This is a genomic window from Amycolatopsis sp. WAC 01375 (assembly GCF_003947325.1).
Classification (GTDB): domain Bacteria; phylum Actinomycetota; class Actinomycetes; order Mycobacteriales; family Pseudonocardiaceae; genus Amycolatopsis.
The window spans coordinates 22,563-34,611 of record NZ_QHHW01000027.1 but is presented as its reverse complement, the minus strand read 5'-3'; the positions used below and the strand labels follow the sequence as shown (position 1 = coordinate 34,611).

General features: G+C 69.6%; 11 protein-coding genes. 4 read left to right on the top strand and 7 right to left on the bottom strand.

Annotation, left to right across the window (positions count from 1 at the left end; genetic code table 11):
* The first annotated feature begins 21 nt into the window (after positions 1 to 21).
* From DL991_RS16805 to DL991_RS16800, 3 genes are read left to right on the top strand one after another with little or no spacing between them, the layout of a single operon-like run.
* Complete coding sequence (locus DL991_RS16805) at positions 22 to 1,119, top strand: TetR/AcrR family transcriptional regulator (RefSeq protein WP_125785259.1); 1,098 nt, start codon at positions 22 to 24, stop codon at positions 1,117 to 1,119.
* The gene (locus DL991_RS42945; protein ID WP_233598878.1) at positions 1,116 to 1,730 is read left to right on the top strand and encodes a transcriptional regulator; all 615 of its coding nucleotides are present in this window, start codon (positions 1,116 to 1,118) and stop codon (positions 1,728 to 1,730) included. Before DL991_RS16805 ends, DL991_RS42945 begins: the two co-directional genes overlap by 4 nt.
* On the top strand, positions 1,727 to 3,043 hold the full coding sequence (locus tag DL991_RS16800) for a PEP/pyruvate-binding domain-containing protein (protein WP_199753979.1): 1,317 nt from the start codon (positions 1,727 to 1,729) through the stop codon (positions 3,041 to 3,043). The genes DL991_RS42945 and DL991_RS16800 overlap by 4 nt, the downstream gene beginning before the upstream one ends.
* Before the next feature lie 41 nt (positions 3,044 to 3,084).
* On the opposite strand, the gene DL991_RS16795 is transcribed toward DL991_RS16800, so the two are convergent.
* From DL991_RS16795 to DL991_RS16785, 3 genes are read right to left on the bottom strand one after another with little or no spacing between them, the layout of a single operon-like run.
* A complete protein-coding gene (locus DL991_RS16795; RefSeq protein ID WP_125785257.1) occupies positions 3,085 to 3,672 on the bottom strand; it encodes a histidine phosphatase family protein in 588 nt (195 codons plus the stop codon).
* A gap of 51 nt (positions 3,673 to 3,723) precedes the next feature.
* Positions 3,724 to 4,914 (bottom strand): preprotein translocase subunit SecY, encoded by a 1,191-nt coding sequence (locus DL991_RS16790; protein ID WP_125785256.1) that lies wholly within the window; start codon positions 4,912 to 4,914, stop codon positions 3,724 to 3,726.
* Positions 4,915 to 4,972: 58 nt separating this feature from the next.
* Entirely contained in the window at positions 4,973 to 5,971 is a 999-nt protein-coding gene (locus DL991_RS16785) for a bifunctional oligoribonuclease/PAP phosphatase NrnA (RefSeq protein ID WP_125785506.1), read from the bottom strand.
* A gap of 40 nt (positions 5,972 to 6,011) precedes the next feature.
* Between DL991_RS16785 and DL991_RS16780 the strand changes: the two genes are divergently transcribed.
* On the top strand, positions 6,012 to 7,058 hold the full coding sequence (locus DL991_RS16780; RefSeq protein ID WP_199746536.1) for a TRM11 family methyltransferase: 1,047 nt from the start codon (positions 6,012 to 6,014) through the stop codon (positions 7,056 to 7,058).
* 191 nt (positions 7,059 to 7,249) lie between these two features.
* Here DL991_RS16780 and DL991_RS16775 read toward each other — a convergent pair whose 3' ends face one another.
* The 4 genes from DL991_RS16775 to infB form a co-directional block, all read right to left on the bottom strand.
* Positions 7,250 to 8,116 carry an alpha/beta hydrolase family protein gene (locus DL991_RS16775; RefSeq protein WP_125785255.1) on the bottom strand — a complete coding sequence of 289 codons (867 nt, stop codon included), beginning with the start codon at positions 8,114 to 8,116 and terminating at the stop codon, positions 7,250 to 7,252.
* Positions 8,097 to 8,573, bottom strand: coding sequence for a 30S ribosome-binding factor RbfA (gene rbfA, locus DL991_RS16770; protein ID WP_125785254.1), 477 nt, complete (start codon positions 8,571 to 8,573; stop codon positions 8,097 to 8,099). Before rbfA ends, DL991_RS16775 begins: the two co-directional genes overlap by 20 nt.
* Positions 8,574 to 8,602: 29 nt before the next feature.
* The gene (locus tag DL991_RS16765) at positions 8,603 to 8,896 is read right to left on the bottom strand and encodes a DUF503 domain-containing protein (protein ID WP_125785253.1); all 294 of its coding nucleotides are present in this window, start codon (positions 8,894 to 8,896) and stop codon (positions 8,603 to 8,605) included.
* A 73-nt stretch (positions 8,897 to 8,969) separates the two neighbouring features.
* Entirely contained in the window at positions 8,970 to 11,996 is a 3,027-nt protein-coding gene (gene infB, locus DL991_RS16760) for a translation initiation factor IF-2 (RefSeq protein WP_125785252.1), read from the bottom strand.
* Positions 11,997 to 12,049: the final 53 nt, after the last annotated feature.

Below are 12,049 nucleotides of genomic sequence, written 5' to 3'. Positions count from 1 at the left end.
GAGGCGAGGGAAGGAAGTGTGATGGTCCGGCTGACACGAGCGCAGCAGCAGGCGCGGACCCGTGCCGCGGTACTGGCGGCGGCGCGGGCGGAGTTCGTCGAGTACGGATACGGCGCGGCGAAAGTGGATCGCATCGCCGAGCGGGCGGAACTGACCAGAGGGGCGGTGTATTCGAACTTTCCCGGCAAACGCGCGTTGTATCTCGCGGTGCTGGTCGACCTGGTCGAGCAGGCGGACACCCCGCACGCCGCCGAGGAGCCGGGGTCGGCGGGCGAAGCACTGGGCACGTTCGCGCGGGTCTGGCTGGACAGGCTGCCCCTGGTCGACGACCCCGCTGCCGGCGGACGCCTGCAGTTGCGTTCCCTGACCGGTGTCATCGAGGACGAAACGGGACGAGTGGTCCTCGCCCAGACCGCCCGGCTGGAAGCGCTGCTGCTGGCGCTGACACTGGAGTCCTGCGCCCCCGAAGATCCACCGGCGCGCCGTGTCCGCCTGGCCGAGCTGGCGTTGACGCTGCTCGGCGGTTCGAGTCTCATCGCGGAACAGGCTCCCGGCTTCGGCGACCCCTTCGACCGGGCACGCGCGTGCGAGCACCTGGCGAGCCTCGACCTCACAGACGTCTGGGCACCGGCTCATCTGCCCTACGTGACACCCGCGACTCGAGTGCGGGAGCCATGGGCGCCGCCCGCCGATGTCCGCGATCCGCTCACCGCGGACATGGTCGATCTGGCCTCGGACGGCGTGGTGGTCGTCCTGGGAGGTGGGCGGCTGGAGGCGGCCGAGGAGGCCGTGCGGTCGGCGCGGCCCGGCGAGCAGGTCACCATCGTCGTGGTCACCGGAGATGCCGCGAACATCGGCCAGCTCATTCGCCTGCGCGTCGGCGACCTGGTGGCATGCCTGCGACAGGTCTCCCCTTCCCCGCTGCCGGAGCACCTTCATCTCGTGTTCGACGACGATGGTCGCGTCGCGGCCGCGGTCGGCCTGTCAGAAGTCGGCGACAGCACCGAAGCCGCGGTGCGCGTCCGCGAGAAGGCCGTCGTCGCCCGGGCTCAGGGCCGGGGCGCCGCGTACGCCGTCGCGAAACCGGCGACCGCTCGTACCGAAGGAGCCACGACGTGACCCGCGCCGGATCGGATACCGGACTGCTCGTGCTGCATGCCCTGCGCTGCGGTGGCTATGCCGGATTGCCGCGCTTGTCGGCGACCACCGGATTGAGCGAGTCCGAACTCGAGTCGGAGCTGATCGACCTCGCGGTCGCGGGACAGGTCACGCGGCTGAGCGGCCTTGACGCCTGGGGTTGCACCGATGCCGGACGCGAAGCCGATGCCGAGCGCATCACCGCACAGCTGGAGGCCGCCGGTGCTCGCGCGGCGGTCAAGGCTGCGTTCGACCGGTTCCTGGTGCTCAACCCGGAACTGCTCGACCTCTGCACCGCATGGCAGCTCCGCCCCGTGGAGGGAGAGCGGATCGTGAACGACCACGACGACCCGGCCTACGACGCCCGCGTCCTGGATCGTTTCGCCGACCTGCACGAGCGCACGATGCCGGTGTGCCACGCCTTGGAAACGGCGCTGCCGCGCTTCGGCCGATACCGCGTGCGACTGGCGAGCGCCCTCGACCGGGCCCGATCAGGCGAACTGGCCTACGTCGCGGATTCGACCGCGTCCTACCACGTCGTCTGGGCCGAACTGCACGAAGATCTCCTTGCGACACTGGGCATTCCGCGGTGAAGTGGCTGCGAGAGCTCACCCCGGACACCCGGGAAGATCCCGGGCTCATCGGCGCCAAGGCCCACGGACTCCTCGATCTGCACCGGCTCGGCCTGCCGGTGCCGGCCGGATTCGTGGTCACCACCGAAGCGTGTCGCGCCTTCCTGCGCGACGGCCACTTCCCCGACGGGCTCCGTGACGAGCTGGCCGCGGCGACGCGAACATTGGAAGAGACCGCCGGCTCGTCACCGCTGACCGTGTCGGTGCGTTCCGGGGCCGGCGTGTCGATGCCCGGCATGATGGACACCATCCTGAATCTCCGGCCCACCGCCGAGCAGCTGGAACCGGCCGTCGAGGCGGTCTTCGCCTCCTGGGAGACACCGCGGGCACGCACCTACCGGGAACTGCACGGCATCGACCACGATCTGGGCACCGCCGTGATCGTCCAGGAAATGGTCTACGGCGACCGAGACGACCGAAGCGGCACCGGAGTCGCCTTCAGCAGGAACCCCAACACCGGTGAGCCCGCCCCGTTCGGCGACGTGCTGTTCGGCCATCAGGGGGTAGACGTCGTCGCGGGCACCTCGCCTGTCCTGCCGCTCACCGGCCTCGCCACCCGCGAACCGCACGTCTGGAAGACACTGACCGAAGCCCTGGACCGGCTGGAAGACCACTACCGCGACGCGGTCTATGTCGAGTTCACCTTCGAAACCGGGGTCCTGTGGCTCCTCCAAGTACGCCCCGGACGCTTTACCGGTGCCGCGGCGATCAGGGTCGCCGTCGACCTCGCCGACGAAGGACGCATCAGCCGAACCGAGGCGGTGCACCGGGTTTCACGCCGTCAGGTCGAGCGTGCCCGCACACCTCGCATCGCCCCGCGGCCGGATACGACCCTGCTCGGTCGCGGAACAGGGGCGTGCCCAGGCGTCGCGACCGGCAGGATCGCCACGACCACCGAGGCCGCGAGACGGATGGCGGCCGACGGCCCGGTCATCCTCGTCCGCCCCGAGACCTCACCGAACGACATGAACGGACTCGCCGTGGCGGCGGGCATCCTCACGGCACGGGGCGGCCCGGCCAGTCACGCCGCCGTCGTCGCCCGTTCCCTCGGCAAACCCGCCGTGGTCGGCATGGGCACGCTCGCCATCGACGAGACGAACGCGTCGATCACCGTGGGCGAGCGCACTCTCGCCGAAGGAACGCTCGTGACCATCGACGGAACCGGCGGAGAGGTCGCCCTCGGCGGCGTGCCGACGGTCACGAGGGAGAACGGGGACCATCTGGAACGCTTCCTGGCCTGGACCGAAGAAGATGCTCGCCTGTCGCGGTCGTGAGTGGCGATTCGGGTTAGAACACGAATCGCCACTCACGACGCTCAGGGGCGCTGACCCGGCCCGAAACCCGTCCATCGCAGCTCTTCCGGGAGATGCCCCATGTCGTTGTACATCAGCAAGGACGGGGCGGCGCCGTCGTAGTGGTCGATCACCGTCAACGCGGTGTTCCCACAGCTCAATCCCAGCCAGCGCTCCGGAGGCGCGTCGAGCGCGTCGCACACCAACCAGGCGACCGGGTAAGCGTGCGTCACCAGCACCTCGTGCGTTTCCACCTCGGCAGGGCGAGCGAAACGCTCCGTCAACGCGGCGGCGATCCGCGCCCCCTCGGCCGCTTCCTCGGGGTCGTAGCCGTCGAACAGCCCGCGCCAAGCCGGAGGCGGATCGGCCGGCACGTGCGGCACGTTGTCCACCAGCTCCGTCGCCTCGCCCACCGACGCACCCCTGAGATGCTCGCCGATGATCTCCGCGGTCTTCACCGCACGCGACAGCGGCGAATGCCATACGGCGTCCACCGGCAGGCGTGCCAGCCGCTTCGCCAGCAGCTCGCACTGGCGCCGCCCCACTTCCGTCAACTCGCCGAACGGATCCGCGGCCCCGTGCCGGACCACGTACAGGTGTCTCGTCGCCATGACGCCTCACTCTCGGATGTTGTTACCATTCCAATGGTAACAACATCCAGCTCAGCGAAGGAACGGTTCGTACTGCCGCTGGAGGCGGAGTGCCTGGATCTGACGCGTGGTGTCGAGCGCGACGCCGACGAGGAAGACGAGGACCACCTGCAAGGCCACGCCGACGACGGGAACCCGCGGACTCACGTCCAGCAAGCCCAGCCCGGCGACCGGGATCACCGCGACCACTCCCGAGCAGAGAGCTCCGAAGGCGATGATCCGGCGGTTCACGTATTCGAGGTATTCGGCGGTCCAGTTCCCCGGCCGGATCCCGGGGACGAAGCCGCCGACCCGCACCAGTTCGCTCGCTACCTTGTCCATGTCCTGTGCCACGGCCGCCCTCATGAAGGCGAAGAGGCAGACGAGCAGGAAATAGACCGCGATCCGCCTGGGATCGCCCTCGTCACGCAGCCACTCCAACCAGGTCGCGCCGGGCAAGAGCACCGGCACGGACAGCAGCACCGCGGCCAGCACGGCCGGGCTGTTCGCCTGGGGGAACCGAAGCGGGATGTAGGTCGAGGTCCCGCCGAAGGCACGCCTGCCGATCATCCGCTTGGCGTACTGCACCGGGACTCGACGCTGTCCCTGCGCGACGACGATCGTGATCACCGTGATCGACAGCGTCACCACGGCCATGACCGCGATGGCCCCCCAGCCCGTCTTTTCGTGCAGGCGCAGGAATTCCGGCGGCAGCACGGCCAGCACCTGCGCGAGCAGCAGGATCCGGACGCCGTCACCGAATCCCCGCTCGGTGATCACCTCGGTCAGCCGCAGGACAAGCGCGGTGCCCACCGTCAGGCACGCCACGGCGACGACTGTGTCGAGGGCCTCCTGACCGCGAAACCCGAGCACGCCGATCGCGCCCAGCAGGCCGAGTCCGACGGTGAGCCGTCGCCGGTACCGCTTGAGCACACGTGCGCCGGCTTCGCCTTCGTCCCTCAGCGCGGCCAGCCGCGGGATCAGGACGATCAGCGCGCGCAGGACGGGCGGCGCCGCTAAGCAGGGAAGGACACCGAAAGCGAACAACGGCAGCGTGAACAGGCCGCCGCCGGTGAGGAGGTCGAGGATCCAGCGCAGCGGGTGATCGGCTTCCGGTGCGCGGACGGTCACGGAGGGGGCCGGCACGCTCTGGCCCAGCCGGAACACCACGATCACACCCAGCGTGACCAGGATCCGGCGGCGAAGGGAGGCTCTGTCGTTCATCGTGAGGATCACGCTAGGGACGACCGATGAAATTACGATGACACCGCCCGCGCCCAGGTCACAGCAAAGGCGCCCTCGACAAGGCCGCCCTCAGCTTGTCGAGCACCTCGCCCGCCGTGCCTTCCGCGGTGCATCCGGCCGCCTGGCGATGCCCGCCGCCACCCAGTTCCCCAGCCGCGGCCGAAACGTCGACGCCGCCCGTGGACCGGAGCGAGATCTGCCACCGCTGCTTCGGCCCGATCGGCTCGGCTTCCTTGAGCACCACGGCGACCCCGGCCTCCCGCGTGGACCGGACGACGTCGATGACCGCTTCGACCTCCTCCGCGCGCACGCTCCGCGCGACGTCGAGCGTCACGACCGCGTGCGCGAGCCCGAAACCGCGCGCCTCGTCCGGCTCGAGCCGGGCCCCCGCGAGCACGTCCGAAAGCATCGGCAGCCACGCGAACGGATGATCGTCGACGATCTCGCGGACCACCCTGTCCGGGTCCACACCCGCTTCGAGCAGCTTCGCGGCCATCAGATGGGTGGACGGCCGGGCCCGGCGGAACCCGCTCGTGTCGGTGACGAGCCCCGCGTAGAGACAGCGCGCGATCGGCTCGTCGATCTCGGTGCCCAGCTCCTGCAGCAACGCGAAAACGAGGACTGCGGTGGCTTCGGCGGTGTCGTCGACGACGTGGTGCGTGCCGTAGAAGACGTTGGACGCGTGATGATCGATCACCAGGACGTCGCCCCCGGCCGCGCGGACGGCGTCCACCCGCGGCGCGAGCTTCCCGAGCCTGCCCGGGGTCGGCGTGTCCAGCGCGACCAGGAGCCGCTCACTCTCCGGCAGCTCGCTCGCGGGGACGTAGAGCCCGCCGACGTCCAGGCCCCGCAGGGTTTCGGGCATCTCCTCGGGCTCGCCGACCGAGACGCGGACCTTGACGCCGCCGCGCGACTGGAGGGCCCGGCCCAGCGCCAGCGCGCTGCCGAGCGCGTCGGCGTCCGGACGGACATGGCCGAGCAGGGTCACGTCGTTCGCGCGCGCCAGCAGGGCGGCGGCTTCCTTGAGGTTCGGCACTGGAGTCGCTGTCACAATCAGTCAAGCTACGCTCTACCGGATGTCCGAGTACGCGATCCTGGTCTACCCGTCCGCCAACCGGGTCTACACCGACTCCACCCCGGCCCTGCTGCGCGCGGAGCTGGCGGTGTTCGGTCTGTCCGCTTTGGAGACCGAGGTCTCCGAGATCGGCGAGACGGAACTCGGCGGCGTCGGCTACCTCACCTTCACCACGCCCGCCCCGTTGAGCGACCGCGATCTCGCGCTCCTTTCGAACCTTTCCGCGCTGTACGCGCTGTTCGAACTCGGCGACGGCGTCCTGAAGCCGGTGACGATCAGCCCGCTCGCGAACTTCGACTCGGATCTGCTGACCATCCAGAAGTACCCCGGCAAGACGAACGAGCTGTTCACGAAACTGCTCGTCAACGTCACCCTGCTGGCCACGGCGGACCCGGCAGCGATGCTGGAGAAGCCGCTGCACCTGCTGGACCCGCTCTGCGGCCGCGGCACCACGCTGAACCAGGCGATGATGTACGGCTTCGACGCGACAGGTCTCGACGTCGACGGCAAGGATTTCGACTCCTACGAGCTGTTCATCAAGACCTGGCTGAAGCAGAAGCGCGTCAAGCACAGCGCCGAAACCGGTCAGGTGCGCCGCAACAAGGTCCGGCTCGGCAGGCGGCTCGACATCGGCTTCGGGATCACGAAGGAGCAGTACAAGGCCGGCGAGGTGCGCAAGCTGAGCTACCTCAACTGCGACACACTCACCACGGACGAACTGCTGCGGCCGAACTCGGTGGACCTCATCGTCACCGACGCCCCGTACGGCGTGCAGCACGGCAGCCACCGCACCCAGGACGCGTCGCTCGCGCGCAGCCCGCGGGACCTGCTCGCGGCCGCCGTCCCGGTGTGGACACGGGTGCTGCGGCCCGGCGGCGCGCTCGGCATCTCCTGGAACACCAACGTCGCGCCGCGCGAGGAACTCGCCGCGATCCTGGACAAGGCGGGACTGCGGGTGCGCGAAGACGGGCCGTTCGCGGAGTTCTCGCATCGCGTGGACCAGGCGATCGTGCGGGACCTGATCGTCGCGGCGAAACCGGCCTCGTGAGTGGTGCAGGGCTTAGGCACCTACGCGGTTCCGGCTGCGGTTGGTGCCAGGCCCCGGTCCGTGAAGTCGCCGGAGGGCGCCTGCAGCGGGCAGATCGGGATCGCAGGTCCGTGAAGGACTCCTTCCCTACCCTGAGAGTAGGGAAGGAGCCCCTCACTACTCGCCAGAACCGTCCATAACACTCACGAGGGTCAGGCGATGCGTTCCCCCACGAACTTCAGCACGTCGGGCATGACCCCGCGCCAGTAGTCGTCGTTGTGCTCACCGTCGGACATCTTCGCGACGGCGGGGTCGAGTGCCTTGATGAGTTTGCGATCGGCGCGGGCGAAGGGATCCGAGTTCCCGCACCACACCCCCGTCGACGACGCCGAGAGGTCGCCGGTGTGCAGCAGCGGCTCGTGCGATTCCCATTGCTCGCGATCCGCGAAGACCTTGCGGGACTTGGCATCGGGCCAGCTCACGAAGAGCGCGGCACTCGCCACGGCGACGGCTTTGAGGTTCTTGTGATCGCGGGCGTAGCGCAGTGCGCCGAAGCCGCCCATCGAGATCCCGAAGATCGCCGACGCCGGCCGCAGCTGGCGCTGGGCGAGCCAGCCGGGGAGTTCGTCGGACAGCATCCGCTGCGGGTCATCGGCCTTGCCGACGTCCACCCAGTAGTTGTCGCCGTCGACGGCGGCCACCGCGAAGCCGGGCAACCCGGCGGCGACGGCTTTGTTCAGCGCGTCCTGCACACCGAGGTTCAGGAACGTGCGGGCGTCCGCGCCGCGCCCGTGGAGGGCGAAGCAGACCGGCATCCCGACCCGGGAGACACCGTCCGGCGCGATGATGACGAGGTTGACGTCGCGGTTGCGGGCCGCGGACCGCATCTTCTGCACCGTGACCGCTTCGGTGAGCGGCGTCGGGGTGGACGGTGGGGCCACCGGCGGCGGCCCCACCAAGGGCCGGTTCTCGGCGCCGCAACCGGAAACCAGCGCCGAGCCGCCGAGAGCCGCGGCTCCCAGCAGCAGGCCACGCCGGCTCACGGCGTGGCCCACTCCCTCAGCTACGGGTCTCCTCATCGGCGAACTCATCGTCTTCGGCCTCTTCCCGCGGCGGCTTGTACGGGTCGGGTTCGCCGGCGTGCTGCGCACCGGTCGCCCGCCGGGCGACCTCCGCATCGGCTTCCCTGGCCTTCGCGAGGAGGTCTTCGATGCGCTTGGCGTCCTCAGGAATGCTGTCGGCCACGAAGGCCAGCGTCGGAGTGTAGCGGACTCCCGTGCCCTGACCGACCTTCGTCCGCAGCACACCGCGGGCGGATTCGAGCGCCGCGGCGGCACCGGTGTGATCGGGCGTGGATTCCAGATTCTCGCCGAGCACCGTGTAGTAGACCGTGGCGTCGTGCAGATCCGCCGTGATCTTCGTGTCGGTGATCGTCACGTGGTTGAGCCGCGGATCCTTGATGTCGTGCTCGATCGCGTGCGCGACGATCTGTGAGATCCGCTTGGCGAGCTTGCGAGCCCGAGCGGGGTCGGCCATGGGGATTCGTCTCCTCGAAAGATCTTTCGTCAGTCGTCCGGGCCGAGCAGCCGGCGATGGGCGGAGAGCAGTTCGAACTCCGGCCTTCCGGCCACGAAGCGCTCACACGAGTCGAGCACGTCACGGACGTGCACGCCAGTCGCCGCGACCACGGCCACACCGATCAGTGCCCGCCGATGCAGGTCTTGCTGGCCGGCCTCGGCGACGGAGACGTCGAAACGCCTGCGCACTTCGGCCAGCACCGGCTTGATCACGGATCGCTTCTGCTTGAGCGAGTGGACGTCGCCCAGCAGGATGTCGAGCTCAAGAGCTCCTACGAACATATGGGGTTCTGGGTTGTCGAGAAGTGAAGCGGCGCTCCCCCGCCCAGATGCGAGGGAGCGCCGCCCGTGTCACTTACGCACGCGGCTTTTCGCGCTGCTCGTACGTCTCGATGACGTCGCCGAGCTTCAGATCGCTGTAGTTACCCAAGGTGAGACCACACTCGAAGCCCTCCCGGACCTCGGTGACGTCGTCCTTTTCGCGCTTCAGCGAGTTGATCGGCAGGTTCTCGACGATGACGTTGCCGTCACGGAGGAGACGACCCTTGGCGTTACGCCGGATCTCGCCCGAGATGACCATACAACCGGCGATCGTACCGACCTTCGACGACTTGAAGATCCCGCGGATCTCGGCCTTGCCCAGCTCGACCTCTTCGAAGATCGGCTTGAGCATGCCCTTGAGCGCGGCTTCGATCTCGTCGATCGCCTGGTAGATGACCGTGTAGTACCGGACGTCGACGCCCTCGCGGGTGGCCCGCTCGGTCGCCTTGCCCTGTGCCCGCACGTTGAAGCCCAGGACGATCGCGTTGGACGCGGTCGCCAGGTCGATGTCGGACTCCGTTACGCCACCGACACCGCGGTGGACCACGTTGAGCTCGACCTCTTCTTCGCCGACATCCAGCTGCATCAGCGAGGCTTCGAGGGCTTCGACCGTACCGGAGTTGTCACCCTTGATGATCAGGTTAAGGGTGCTCGTCTCCTTCAAGGCCTCATCGAGGTCTTCCAGGCTGACCCGCTTACGACGCGACGCGTTGAGCGCGTTGCGGGTGCGGGCCGAACGCCGCTCGGCGATCTGCCGGGCGACCCTGTCCTCGTCGACGACGAGGAACGTGTCACCGGCGCCGGGCACCGAGGTGAACCCGATGACCTGGACCGGACGCGACGGGGTCGCTTCGGTGACGTTGACGTTGTGCTCGTCGACCATCTTCCGCACGCGGCCGTACGCGTCACCGGCGACGACGGAGTCACCGACGCGCAGCGTTCCGCGCTGGACCAGCACCGTGGCGACCGGACCGCGACCGCGGTCCAGGTGCGCCTCGATCGCGACGCCCTGGGCCTCCATGTTCGGGTTGGCCCGCAGGTCGAGCGCCGCGTCCGCGGTCAGCAGGATCGCCTCGAGGAGACCATCGATGTTGATGTTCTCCCGCGCCGAGATCTCGACGAACATCGTGTCGCCGCCGTACTCCTCGGCCACGAGGTTGTACTCGGTGAGCTGCTGCCGGATCTTGTCCGGGTTCGCGCCCTCCTTGTCGATCTTGTTGATCGCGACCACGATCGGGGCCTTGGCGGCCTGCGCGTGGTTGATCGCCTCGACCGTCTGCGGCATGACGCCGTCGTCGGCCGCGACCACGATGACCGCGATGTCCGTGGCGTTCGCACCACGAGCACGCATGGCGGTGAACGCCTCGTGACCCGGGGTGTCGATGAACGTCACGAGACGCGGGTTGCCCTCGAGCTCGGTCTCGATCTGGTAGGCGCCGATGTGCTGGGTGATGCCACCGGCTTCGCCCTCGCGCACCTTCGTCTTGCGGATCGTGTCGAGCAGCCGGGTCTTACCGTGGTCGACGTGACCCATGATGGTCACGACCGGCGGACGGACCTGCAGATCCTCTTCCTCACCCGCGTCTTCGCCGTAGGTGATGTCGAAGGTCTCCAGCAGCTCGCGGTCTTCTTCCTCCGGGCTGACGACCTGGACGACGTAGTTCATCTCGCCGCCGAGCAGCTCGAGGATGTCGTCCGACACGGACTGCGTCGCCGTGACCATCTCACCGAGGTGGAAGAGCACCTGCACCAGCGAAGCCGGGTTGGCGTCGATCTTCTCGGCGAAGTCGGTCAGCGAGGCACCACGCGGCAGGCGGATCGTTTCGCCGCTGCCCTTGGGCAGGCGAACGCCACCGACGCTGGGCGCCTGCATGTTGTCCATGTACTCCATGCGCTTCTGGCGCTTGGACTTCCGGCCCTTGCGAGCGGGACCACCGGGACGCCCGAAGGCACCCGCGGTACCACCGCGACCACCGGGGCCACCACGACCGCCGCCGCCACGGAAACCGCCGCCGCCGGCCGGGGCACCGCCGCCGCCACCGGGGCCACCGCCACCGGGACGGAAACCGCCGCCACCGCCACCGCCGGGACGGAAACCGCCACCGCCACCGCCACCACCGGGACCGCCGCGGAAGCCTCCGCCGCCGCCACCGGGACCGCCACGAGCGCCGCCGCCGGGGCCGCCACGGGCTCCGCCACCGGGGCCACCACGGGCTCCACCGGGACCGCCTGCCGGACGGGCCGGACGGCCCGGCATCATGCCGGGGTTCGGGCGCGGGGGCATGTTGCCCGGGCTCGGCCGGTTACCACCGGGAGCGCCGCCACCGGGACGCGGAGGACGGTTGTCGCCACCCTGCTGCTGGCCACCGGGACGCGGAGGACGGTTGTCGCCGCCCTGCTGGCCGCCACCGGGACGGGGGCCGGACGGACGCGGGGCCGGGGAACCCGAACCCACACCGAACGGGTTGTTGCCGACACGCGGGGTGCGCGGGCCGGGCTTCGGGCCGCCGGGCTTGGGGCCCTGTGGCTTCGGCGGCACGACCGAACCCTGCGACGGCGTCTGGGACGCCGGCGGGGTGGCCGGTGCTGCCGGGGTTTCCTTGGGCTCGGGCTGCTTCGGCTCGGCCGGAGCGGCCTTCGCCGCCGGAGCGACCTCTTCCTTGGGCGCCGGCGGCCTGGGACCGGGGCGCGGACCCGGGCGGACGCCCGGGGTGTTGGGACGGGACGGCTGCTGGGCCGGGGCCGACGCCGCCGGAGCGGACTCCGCGGGAGCGGCCGGGGCCTCGGTCTTCGCCGCGGGCTGGGCCTGCTTCGCGGCCGGAGCCGGGGCAGCGGGCTTCGCGGGAGGCGCGGGCGAAGGGCGCGGGCCGGGGGTCGGGACCGACTTCTTCTTGCCGTCCTTGGACGGGTACGCGTCACGGAGACGGCGGGCGACCGGCGCCTCGACGGTGGACGACGCGGACTTCACGAACTCGCCCTGTTCCTTCAACTTGGCGAGAACTTCCTTGCTGGTGATGCCGAGCTCTTTCGCGAGCTCATGTACTCGGGCCTTGCCTGGCACAGCTCTCCTCATCTGGGGAGGCCGGCGGCAGACCCGCAGACCTCGTCCTATTG

Coding starts and splice junctions, on each gene's coding strand:
- DL991_RS16805 (WP_125785259.1), top strand. CDS start 22: ATGGTCCGGCTGACACGAGCGCAGCAGCAGGCGCGGACCCGTGCCGCG.
- DL991_RS16795 (WP_125785257.1), bottom strand. CDS start 3,672: ATGGCGACGAGACACCTGTACGTGGTCCGGCACGGGGCCGCGGATCCG.
- DL991_RS16790 (WP_125785256.1), bottom strand. CDS start 4,914: ATGAACGACAGAGCCTCCCTTCGCCGCCGGATCCTGGTCACGCTGGGT.
- DL991_RS16780 (WP_199746536.1), top strand. CDS start 6,012: ATGTCCGAGTACGCGATCCTGGTCTACCCGTCCGCCAACCGGGTCTAC.
- DL991_RS16775 (WP_125785255.1), bottom strand. CDS start 8,116: ATGAGGAGACCCGTAGCTGAGGGAGTGGGCCACGCCGTGAGCCGGCGT.
- rbfA (WP_125785254.1), bottom strand. CDS start 8,573: ATGGCCGACCCCGCTCGGGCTCGCAAGCTCGCCAAGCGGATCTCACAG.
- DL991_RS16765 (WP_125785253.1), bottom strand. CDS start 8,896: ATGTTCGTAGGAGCTCTTGAGCTCGACATCCTGCTGGGCGACGTCCAC.